Genomic DNA, 8,669 nt, shown 5'->3' with positions numbered 1-8,669 from the left:
ACCGCGCCATCGGGTGTCAGACACAGGATGGCCCAGCCGACCAAGGGCCGGATCCGCAGACCGATCAGCGCCCGATGCCATGAGCCGACTCCGCCAGACGCTCGAGCGCGCCAGCCTGCTCGTGGACCGCGTCGTGCAGCCCCCGCCGGGAGTCACGATCCTCATCTACCACCGCGTCGGCGGCGGCTCCGACAGCGCGGTCGACCTCCCGGTCGAGCAATTCGAGCGCCAACTCGACCACCTCGTCGAGCACCACACCGTCATCTCCCTCGACGACGCCGTCGCGTCGTTGGGCAGCGACGACGGCTGGGCGTCGAGCCACCGCGCGGCTGAGGACACACCACGAATCTCGGACGAGCGTCCGCCGGTCGTGATCACGGTCGACGACGGGTCCGATGACTTCGCCGAGCACTTGGTTCCAGCGGCAGTCGAGCGCAACCTTCCGGTGACGCTCTATGCGGCGACCTCGTTCGTCGACGACGGAACGGACTTCCCGTGGGGAGCAGCGCCAGCCACCTGGTCGTCACTCCGCGATGCCCACGACACGGGTCTCATCCAGATCGAGTCGCACACGCACACGCACCGCCTGCTCGACCACCTCCCAGCCGATGACCTCAACGAGGAACTCGACCGGTCGATCGACCTGATCGGCGAGCACATCGGGACCGCACCGAAGCACTTCGCGTACCCGAAGGCGGTACCCGGTTCGCCACAAGCCGAGGTCGCCGTCCGTCGCCGGTTCGAGTCGGCCTGCCTCGCCCGGAGCCGCGTGAACAAGCCAGGTTCGACCGACCTCCATCGCCTGTGGCGAACACCGGTGAAGCGCAGTGACAGCGACGAGGTGTTCGCGTCGAAGGCTGCCGGCGGAATGCGCCTGGACGGGGAACTCCGCGCGCTGATCGCTCGGATGCGCTACCGGGGCGAGACCACGTGACCGAACGCGGCCGACGGACGCGCCCACGCCTCGTCCACCTGACCACCACCGACATGAGCCTCGACTGGCTCCTCGGCCCCCAACTCCGTGCGTTCGTCGACGCCGGATACGAGGTGATCGGCATGTCTGCTCCAGGACCGCACGTCGCGGGCCTGCGCGCTGACGGAATCGAGCACGTGCCGCTCTCTGCCTTCACCCGCTCGAACGATCTCCGGTCCGACGTCCGCGGCGTTCGCCAACTCGCCGCTGCCCTGCGCCAGACGGCGCCGGACATCCTGCACACACACAACCCCAAGCCCGGTGTGCTCGGACGCATCGTCGGCCGCGCCGTGCGCGTCCCGCTGGTCGTCAACACGCAACACGGCCTCTACGCCCAACCCGACGACCGTCGGAAGCGACGGTGGCCCGTGTATGCCGCCGAGGGATTCGCCGGTCGCCTCAGCCACGTCGAACTCGTCCAGAACGAGGAGGACGTGGCCACGCTCGTCGACACCTTGCACCTGCCCGCCGATCGGGTCCGGCACCTCGGCAACGGCATCGACCTCGATCGGTTCGATCCGGCGACGATCGACTCCGGCACGCGTGACGAGCTGCGGCGGGAATGGGGCATCGGCGACGACGAGGTGCTCGCTCTGACCGTCAGTCGGCTGGTGCGCGAGAAGGGGATCGTCGAACTGCTCGAAGCAGCCCGCACATTGCACGCCCGTGACGTTCCGCTCCGACTCGTGGTGGTCGGCCCGATCGACGTCGGCAAGCACGACGTGCTCGACGAGACGATGGTCGCCGACGCCGAGCGAGACGGTGTCGTGTTCACCGGAACGCGCGACGACATGCCCGAGTGCTACGCCGCCGCCGATCTGTACGTGACCGCCAGTTGGCGCGAAGGCATGCCGCGCGCGGCGATGGAGGCCACCGCGATGGGACTCCCGGTCGTCGCGACGGACATCCGCGGAAACCGCCAGGTGGTCGCCGACGGCGAGACCGGTCTGCTGACCCCGGTACGCGACTCGGCGAGCCTGGCCGAGGCGATCGAGATGCTCACGACCGACGATGCTCAACGGGCGAAGTTCGCGTCGGCAGCGCGTCGGCGAGCGCTGACGGAGTTCGACCAGCAGCGGGTCATCGAGCGCACCCTCGACGCCTACCGTCTGCTCGACGACGGCCCCTCGGCGGTCAGGCGCGATCCGGAGGAAGCTCGGTCATCGTGACACCCTCGCCCTCGTCCACACCCGCTCGGGAGAGGACGATCGGGATGGTCTTCATGACGATCCGGGCATCGCCGATCAGCGATCGAGAACGCACGTAGTCGACGTCGGCGGCGAGGCGCTCCGACCAGGCGAGTTGGTTGCGGCCATTGATCTGCGCCAACCCGGTGATTCCGGGCCGTACGTGGAATCGCTCGTACTCATCGCCGCGAAACCGGTCCCAGTAGTGGATCGGTAGCGGCCGCGGGCCGACCAGGCCGATGTCGCCGCGGACCAGGTTGACCAACGACGGCAGCTCGTCGAGGCTCGTCGACCGCATCCAACTACCCACGCGGGTGATCCGCTCTGCGTCGAACTCCGGTGCCTCGCGTCCGGGTGCGGGATCGCGCATGGTCCGGAACTTCAGCAGCTCGAACGGATGACCGCCCCGACCGAGGCGCTTCTGCCGATAGATCACCGGTCGACCGGAGCTGAGCAGCGTCGCGCCCGCAGCGAGTGCGAGCACGGGAGCGGCAACGACCAGTGCGGTACCGCCGACGACGGCGTCGAACCAACGTCGCAGCCGGTCCACCAGTGAGAACGGGGCATCCTCACCCTGTGTCGGAGCGCCGCTCATCGTTGCTCCACCGGACGTGCGGGAATGCCGACGACGGTGGTACCCGCCGGGACGTCGGACACGACCACCGCTCCCCCTCCGACGATGACATCGGCCCCGAGCGCGAGCCCTGGCAAGATCCGCGCTCCGATGCCGACGAACGTGCGGTCGCCGATGCGCACGGCTCCGCCGATCGCGACCCCCGGTGCGATGTGGACGAAATCGCCCACGTCCCCATCGTGGTCGATCGATGCGTTGGTGTTCACGATCGTTCCCGCGCCGAGGCGCGTCGCGGCGTTGACGACCGACCCCGGCAGGAGGTGGGACCCCGCGCCGACGGTGGCAGTCGGCGAGACGACCGCGTACGCGCTGCGAGCCGTCGCCAGATCGAAGCCGTGGTCACCGACGTCCGCAGCGATCCGCGCCCGGGCAGCGTTGTTCCCGACCGCGATACACACCGCGTCGACACCATGCTCGCCGGCGATCCGGTCGAGTTCGTCGGTCGTCCCGAGCATCGGGATCCCGAGGTCGGGAAGACCCGAACCGTCGTCGCTCACGGCGCCGACGATGGTGTTCGCCGGTTCGTCCTGCAGCGCCTCGATCACGACGCGGGCGTGTCCGCCCGCTCCGACCAACAGAATCCGCGCACCGGCCGACATCGGCGCACACGGTAGCGGTCCCCTCGCCGCGCCACGGACCGGGGACGGCCAACGCGACTGATCTGTCGACGCTGTCGAACTCAGACGATGACGCAGGAACCCTCACGGGCACCGAACACGCGGACGCCCTGCTCCGCTCCGACTTCGGCTGCACCTCTCACGAGACCGTCGAGTACGTCGTCGTCGTGGGTGGGATCGTGGTGGAACAGCGCCAGTTGGCGCGCTTCGGCCTCCGCCGCGATCCACACCGCATAGTCGACCGTGCAATGCCCCCAGTCGCGCTTCACCGCGAACTCGTCGTTCGTGTACTGAGCGTCGTGGATCAGCAGGTCGACGTCGCGGCACAGCTCCAACGCACCATCCTCGGCAGCGAACGAGCCGTCGCTCGGCATCTGGTGGTCGCTCAGATACGCAACGCTCCCGCCGTTCCACTCGACCCGATAGCCGAGGGTGCGTCCGATGTGCGGGATCGTTCGCGACATGACCGAGATCGGTCCGGCCGGTCCGCCATCGATCTCGAACTCGTCGTTGCAGACCTCACGGAACTCGACCGTCCCCGGCAGAGTCATCAGGTCGACCGGGAACAACGGCGGGCGGATCATGTCCGCGAAGATGTCCGCCACGCTCGTGCCGTCGGCCTGACGCGGGGCGTACATCGTGATGTGCGCGCCGTCCGACAACAACGGTGTGAAGAAGGGCAGGCCCTGGATGTGATCCCAGTGCAGGTGGCTCACCAGCGAGGTTCCCCGGAACGGTCGACCGCCACGAACCGCGCGTCCGAAGTAGCGCAATCCCGTACCCAGGTCGAACACGATCGGATCGGCCCCGGGGATGTCGAGTGAGACACACGATGTGTTCCCGCCGTAGCCCATGATCTCGCGGCCATGGCAGGGAGTGGAACCACGGACGCCATGAAACGACACCGTCATCCCCGCCGCGCCGACGGAATGGTGCTCACGCGATTCCCCGATGACGTGAACACTAGGCACACCCGCCGACGTCCGAACAAAGGGACGTTTGTGAAGTTCGTAACACCCTGTTCACCACGTCGCGAACGAAACGGGCCTGGCGCCGGATGCACCGTCGCTCACCAGGAGTTGTACGGTCGAAGCGTGACCGAAGCACCCACGGCCCCGCTCCTCCCCGACGGCATCGTCGTGGTGGTCAAGCGCGAGTGTGAAACGTGCCAGATGGTGGTGCCGGTGCTGCGCGAACTCGCCGCCGGTGTCGAGTTGCACGTCTACACCCAGGACGACCCCGGCTTTCCGGACGACCCGACGGCGATCCCCGATTCGGACCTCGCCGTCAGCTGGTTCCACGACATCGAGACCGTGCCGACCGTCATCCGCGCCACCGGAGGCGCGGAGGTCGAGCGCACGGTCGGGTGGTCGCGTGAGGCCTGGGAGTCGATCACCGGCGTCAGCGGTCTCGGAGACGGCTTGCCGCCGATGCGGCCGGGGTGTGGTTCCATGTCCGTCGACCCGGACCTCGTCGACGAGCTTCGCGTCCGCTTCGGGCGCTCCACGCTCTCCTCGCGGCGGATCGAGGTCGCATCCGCCGAGGACGAGTTCGAGATGATGTTCGCCCGCGGGTGGACCGATGGCCTCCCCGTCGTACCTCCGACCGAGGCTCGGGTCATGGCGATGCTCGAAGGAACGAACCGGGCACCGTCGGACATCGTGGCAACGATCCCACCGGACCTCGACGACATCTCGGTCGAGAAGGTGGCCGTCTCGGCGGTGATGGCCGGGTGCAAGCCCGAGTACCTCCCGTGGGTACTCACCGCCGTCGAGGCGGCGTGCAACGACGACTTCAACATGCACGGCCTGCTCGCGACCACGATGCCCGTCGGTCCGGTGCTGGTCTGCAGCGGCCCGGGAACTCGCTCGATCGGGATGAACTCGGGTGGCAACGCGCTCGGCCAGGGCAATCGCGCCAATCTGACCATCGGCCGGGCCCTGCAACTCGTCGTCCGCAACTTCGGTGGTGGACGACCGGGCGAGGTCGACCGTGCTGCGCACGGCAATCCGGGCAAGCTCAGTTTCTGTTTCGCCGAGGCCGACGACACCTCCCCCTACGGCCGCCTCGCCGAGGAACACGGCATCGAGCCCGGAACCGACGCCATCACGGTCTTCGCCGGAGAGGGTCCCCAGGGATTCGTCGACCAACTCTCCCGCGAACCGGAATCGCTGGCGGCGTCGCTGGCGATGAGGCTGCAGGCGGTCCAGCACCCGAAGTTGGTCATGATGTTCGACGCGATCGTCGTGATGGGCCCCGAGCACGCTCGGGTGTTCGCCGACGCCGGATGGGACCGAGAGCGAATCGTCGCCGAGGTGTCCTCGCACCTGAGTCGACCCGGCACCGAACTCGTCCGGGGCGCGCACGGCATCGCGGAGGGCGTTCCCGAAGCGTTCGCCGACGCCGAGGCGCTTCCCAAGTTCCGACCAGGCGGACTCATGTTGACGTACGCCGGTGGCGGAGCCGGGCTGTTCAGCCAGATCATCGCCGGATGGGTGAACGGTGACACGGGTTCGAAGCCGGTGACCCGTGCAGTGCAATACTGAACTCGACCCCTTGGAGGCACCGGTGACCATGATTCTCGACCCGACCAGCGAACGCAATGTCGTCGAACGCGAGCGGCTGGCGCGCCCGTCCTCGCTCGACGGTCTGACCGTCGGCCTGCTCGACATCTCGAAGCCGCGCGGCGACATCTTCCTGAACCGCATCGAGGAACGCCTGACCGGAGTCGGCGCAAAGGTGAAGCGGTACTCGAAACCGACGTTCACGAAGCCGGCGCCGGTCGATCTGCGTCATCAGATCGCCACCGAGTGTCAGGTGGTCATCGAAGCCTTGGCGGATTGAGGCAGTTGCACGTCGTGCAGTGTGCACGACATCAACGATCTCGAACTCCGTGGTGTTCCGGCGATGTTCGTCGCGTCCGACCAGTTCGTCGATGCGGCCGCGTCGCAAGCGGCATCGCTCGGCTTCCCAGCGGTGTCTCGGGTGTTCACGCCGCATCCGATCCAGGACCGCACGGACGACGAGATGCTCACCTACGCCGACGTCGCCTTCGACCAGATCCTCGACACCCTCACGAACTGAGTTCGCGCAGGTCCGCACCGGACCGGAGCGACGAGTCAGGCCAGCGCGGCGATCGCGTCGGCGACGGCGAGGACGCGACGGGCGTTGTCGACGTGCAGGTTCTCGATCATCCGGCCGTCCACGGTGACGACACCCTTGCCGGCGGCGACGGCTTCGTCGAATGCTTCGATGACCCGCCCGGCGTACTCGACCTCGTCGGCGGACGGCGCCCACGTGTCGTTGGCCGGATCGACCTGTGACGGGTGGATGAGCGTCTTGCCGTCGAAGCCCATCTCCATCCCCTGTACGCACTCGGCGGCGAAACCGTCGGGGTCCTTGACGTCGTTGTAGACGCCGTCGACGATCACCTTCCCGGCCTCACGGGCCGCGAGGAGCGCTGTCGCGAGGTGGGGGATCAGCGGATGGCGGCCGGCGACGATCGGTGAGCGAAGTTCCTTCGCCAGGTCGTTGGTTCCCATGATCAACACGGCAACGCGGGGATGCGTCGCGATCTCGCGCACGTTGAAGATCGCGGTCGGAGTCTCGATCATCGGCCAGATCATCACGTCGGCGGATGCCCCCGCGGCGTCGAGTTGCTTCGACACCTCGGCCACACCCTCGACCGAATCGACCTTCGGGATCACGACCGCCGACGGATTCGCCGCACCGGCCGCGGCGATGTCGCCCGCGCCCCACTCGGTGTCCAGCCCGTTGCATCGGATCGTCAACTCGCGGTTGCCGTACTCCCCCGACCGGACGGCGGCCACGGCCTTGTCGCGTGCCTCCGGCTTGGCATCGGGGGCGACGGCGTCCTCGAGGTCGAAGATGATCGCGTCGGCCGAGATCGTCTTCGCCTTCTCGAGCGCGCGCTCGTTGGCGGCGGGCATGTACAGCACCGAGCGGCGCGGTCGCAGGTCGTCAGTCATGTGAATCTCCCAGTGGGTCGAGCGAAAAGGTTCATCGGTGACCGGCACCGACGAAGATTCCTAGAAGCCGTAGGTGGCAGCGAGGTCGGGGTCGCGTTCGGACAGGCGCTTGGCGAGTTCGACGACGACGTGGCACTGCTTCACCGAGGCGTCGTCCTCCATCTTGCCGTCGAGCATCAGCGCGCCCGTGCCGTCGCCCATCGCGTCGATCACCCGCTGGGCGTGCGCCACTTCGGCCGGGTCGGGGCTGAAGACCTTCTTGGCGACGTCGATCTGGACCGGGTGCAGACTCCACGCACCGACGCAACCCAACAGGTACGCGTTGCGGAACTGGTCCTCGCAGGCGACCGTGTCCTTGATGTCACCGAACGGGCCGTAGAACGGGAGGATCCCGTTGGCGACACACGCGTCGACCATCCGGGCGATCGTGTAGTGCCACAGATCCTGCTGGTGCGTGTCGCGCGCCGCACCGATGTCGGTCTCGCCGTCGTCACCGGCGGGCGGATCCTCGCGGACGAGGTAGCCCGGGTGCCCCCCGCCCACACGGGTCGTCTTCATCCGACGGTTCGCGGCGAGATCCGCCGGGCCGAGCGAGAGCCCCTGCATCCGCGGCGACGCGGCGCAGATCTCCTCGACGTTCGACACACCGCGGGCGGTCTCGAGGATCGCGTGGACGAGCAACGGTTCCGTCCGACCTGCCTTCGCTTCGAGTTGCGCGAGGAGTCGGTCGACGTAGTGGATGTCCTCGGGTCCCTCGACCTTCGGGATCATGATCACGTCGAGCGCGTCGCCACATTCGAGTACGGCGGCGGTCAGGTCATCGAGGCACCACGGCGAGTCGAGGGAGTTGACGCGGGTCCAGAACTGGGTCTGTCCGAAGTCGACCTCCTGCGCGACCTCGACCATTCCGGCCCGGGCGGCTTCCTTCTGATCGGCCGGCACGCCGTCCTCGAGGTTCGCGAGGAGGATGTCGACGGTCGGGGCGATCTGCGGAACCTTCGAACGCATCTTCTCGTTCGAGGGCGGGAAGAAGTGGATCATCCGGCTCGGCGGGAACGGGATCTCGCTCGGCGGCGTCGGCGCTCCGACGGCGAGCGGGCGGAAGAAGTCTTTGGCGGGACGCATCGGTGACGACGCTAGATGGCAGCCCGATCGGCGGACAACTGCGAGTGATGCGCCATCCGCCACGTCGCTCCATGTCGCTCCGGGTCGGCGACTCGGAGTCAGGACCCGCGAACCCCTCTCCGGTGAGATGTGAGACCACCCGTC

Annotated in this window: 9 protein-coding genes; 4 read left to right on the top strand and 5 right to left on the bottom strand. The window is 67.9% G+C overall.

What is annotated here, in order from left to right; all coding sequences use genetic code 11:
- Nucleotides 1–79: 79 nt before the first annotated feature.
- Together ON45_RS14585 and ON45_RS14580 are read left to right on the top strand one after the other, a co-directional pair.
- A complete protein-coding gene (locus ON45_RS14585) occupies nucleotides 80–934 on the top strand; it encodes a polysaccharide deacetylase family protein (RefSeq protein WP_051063113.1) in 855 nt (284 codons plus the stop codon).
- Nucleotides 931–2,142, top strand: a complete 1,212-nt coding sequence (locus ON45_RS14580; RefSeq protein ID WP_051063112.1) for a glycosyltransferase family 4 protein — start codon at nucleotides 931–933, stop codon at nucleotides 2,140–2,142. Before ON45_RS14585 ends, ON45_RS14580 begins: the two co-directional genes overlap by 4 nt.
- On the opposite strand, the gene ON45_RS14575 is transcribed toward ON45_RS14580, so the two are convergent.
- From ON45_RS14575 to ON45_RS14565, 3 genes are all read right to left on the bottom strand, one after another.
- Nucleotides 2,108–2,755 carry a sugar transferase gene (locus tag ON45_RS14575; protein ID WP_085946550.1) on the bottom strand — a complete coding sequence of 216 codons (648 nt, stop codon included), beginning with the start codon at nucleotides 2,753–2,755 and terminating at the stop codon, nucleotides 2,108–2,110. The two genes, ON45_RS14580 and ON45_RS14575, sit on opposite strands and share 35 nt — an antisense overlap.
- Nucleotides 2,752–3,393, bottom strand: coding sequence for a NeuD/PglB/VioB family sugar acetyltransferase (locus ON45_RS14570; protein ID WP_040494730.1), 642 nt, complete (start codon nucleotides 3,391–3,393; stop codon nucleotides 2,752–2,754). The genes ON45_RS14575 and ON45_RS14570 overlap by 4 nt, the downstream gene beginning before the upstream one ends.
- An 80-nt stretch (nucleotides 3,394–3,473) precedes the next feature.
- Nucleotides 3,474–4,322, bottom strand: a complete 849-nt coding sequence (locus tag ON45_RS14565) for an MBL fold metallo-hydrolase (protein ID WP_051063111.1) — start codon at nucleotides 4,320–4,322, stop codon at nucleotides 3,474–3,476.
- 183 nt (nucleotides 4,323–4,505) lie between these two features.
- Between ON45_RS14565 and ON45_RS14560 the strand changes: the two genes are divergently transcribed.
- Together ON45_RS14560 and ON45_RS23915 are read left to right on the top strand one after the other, a co-directional pair.
- Complete coding sequence (locus tag ON45_RS14560; RefSeq protein WP_040494729.1) at nucleotides 4,506–5,957, top strand: thiol-disulfide oxidoreductase; 1,452 nt, start codon at nucleotides 4,506–4,508, stop codon at nucleotides 5,955–5,957.
- Nucleotides 5,958–5,985: 28 nt separating this feature from the next.
- On the top strand, nucleotides 5,986–6,495 hold the full coding sequence (locus ON45_RS23915; RefSeq protein ID WP_277619182.1) for a UGSC family (seleno)protein: 510 nt from the start codon (nucleotides 5,986–5,988) through the stop codon (nucleotides 6,493–6,495).
- Between the two features lie 35 nt (nucleotides 6,496–6,530).
- On the opposite strand, the gene ON45_RS14545 is transcribed toward ON45_RS23915, so the two are convergent.
- The gene (locus ON45_RS14545) at nucleotides 6,531–7,400 is read right to left on the bottom strand and encodes an HpcH/HpaI aldolase/citrate lyase family protein (RefSeq protein WP_040494726.1); all 870 of its coding nucleotides are present in this window, start codon (nucleotides 7,398–7,400) and stop codon (nucleotides 6,531–6,533) included.
- A 60-nt stretch (nucleotides 7,401–7,460) separates the two neighbouring features.
- Nucleotides 7,461–8,525 carry an HpcH/HpaI aldolase/citrate lyase family protein gene (locus tag ON45_RS14540; protein WP_040494725.1) on the bottom strand — a complete coding sequence of 355 codons (1,065 nt, stop codon included), beginning with the start codon at nucleotides 8,523–8,525 and terminating at the stop codon, nucleotides 7,461–7,463.
- Nucleotides 8,526–8,669 lie beyond the last annotated feature (144 nt).

This window comes from Ilumatobacter nonamiensis YM16-303 (assembly GCF_000350145.1).
GTDB classification, from domain to species: domain Bacteria; phylum Actinomycetota; class Acidimicrobiia; order Acidimicrobiales; family Ilumatobacteraceae; genus Ilumatobacter_A; species Ilumatobacter_A nonamiensis.
The sequence above is the reverse complement of the archived record's forward strand: the minus strand, read 5'-3'. Positions and strand labels throughout refer to the sequence as shown.

Bases quoted from the DNA above. Each gene is read 5' to 3' on its own strand.
- ON45_RS14585 (WP_051063113.1), top strand. From the start codon at position 80: ATGAGCCGACTCCGCCAGACGCTCGAGCGCGCCAGCCTGCTCGTGGAC.
- ON45_RS14575 (WP_085946550.1), bottom strand. From the start codon at position 2,755: ATGAGCGGCGCTCCGACACAGGGTGAGGATGCCCCGTTCTCACTGGTG.
- ON45_RS14570 (WP_040494730.1), bottom strand. From the start codon at position 3,393: ATGTCGGCCGGTGCGCGGATTCTGTTGGTCGGAGCGGGCGGACACGCC.
- ON45_RS14565 (WP_051063111.1), bottom strand. From the start codon at position 4,322: ATGACGGTGTCGTTTCATGGCGTCCGTGGTTCCACTCCCTGCCATGGC.
- ON45_RS14545 (WP_040494726.1), bottom strand. From the start codon at position 7,400: ATGACTGACGACCTGCGACCGCGCCGCTCGGTGCTGTACATGCCCGCC.
- ON45_RS14540 (WP_040494725.1), bottom strand. From the start codon at position 8,525: ATGCGTCCCGCCAAAGACTTCTTCCGCCCGCTCGCCGTCGGAGCGCCG.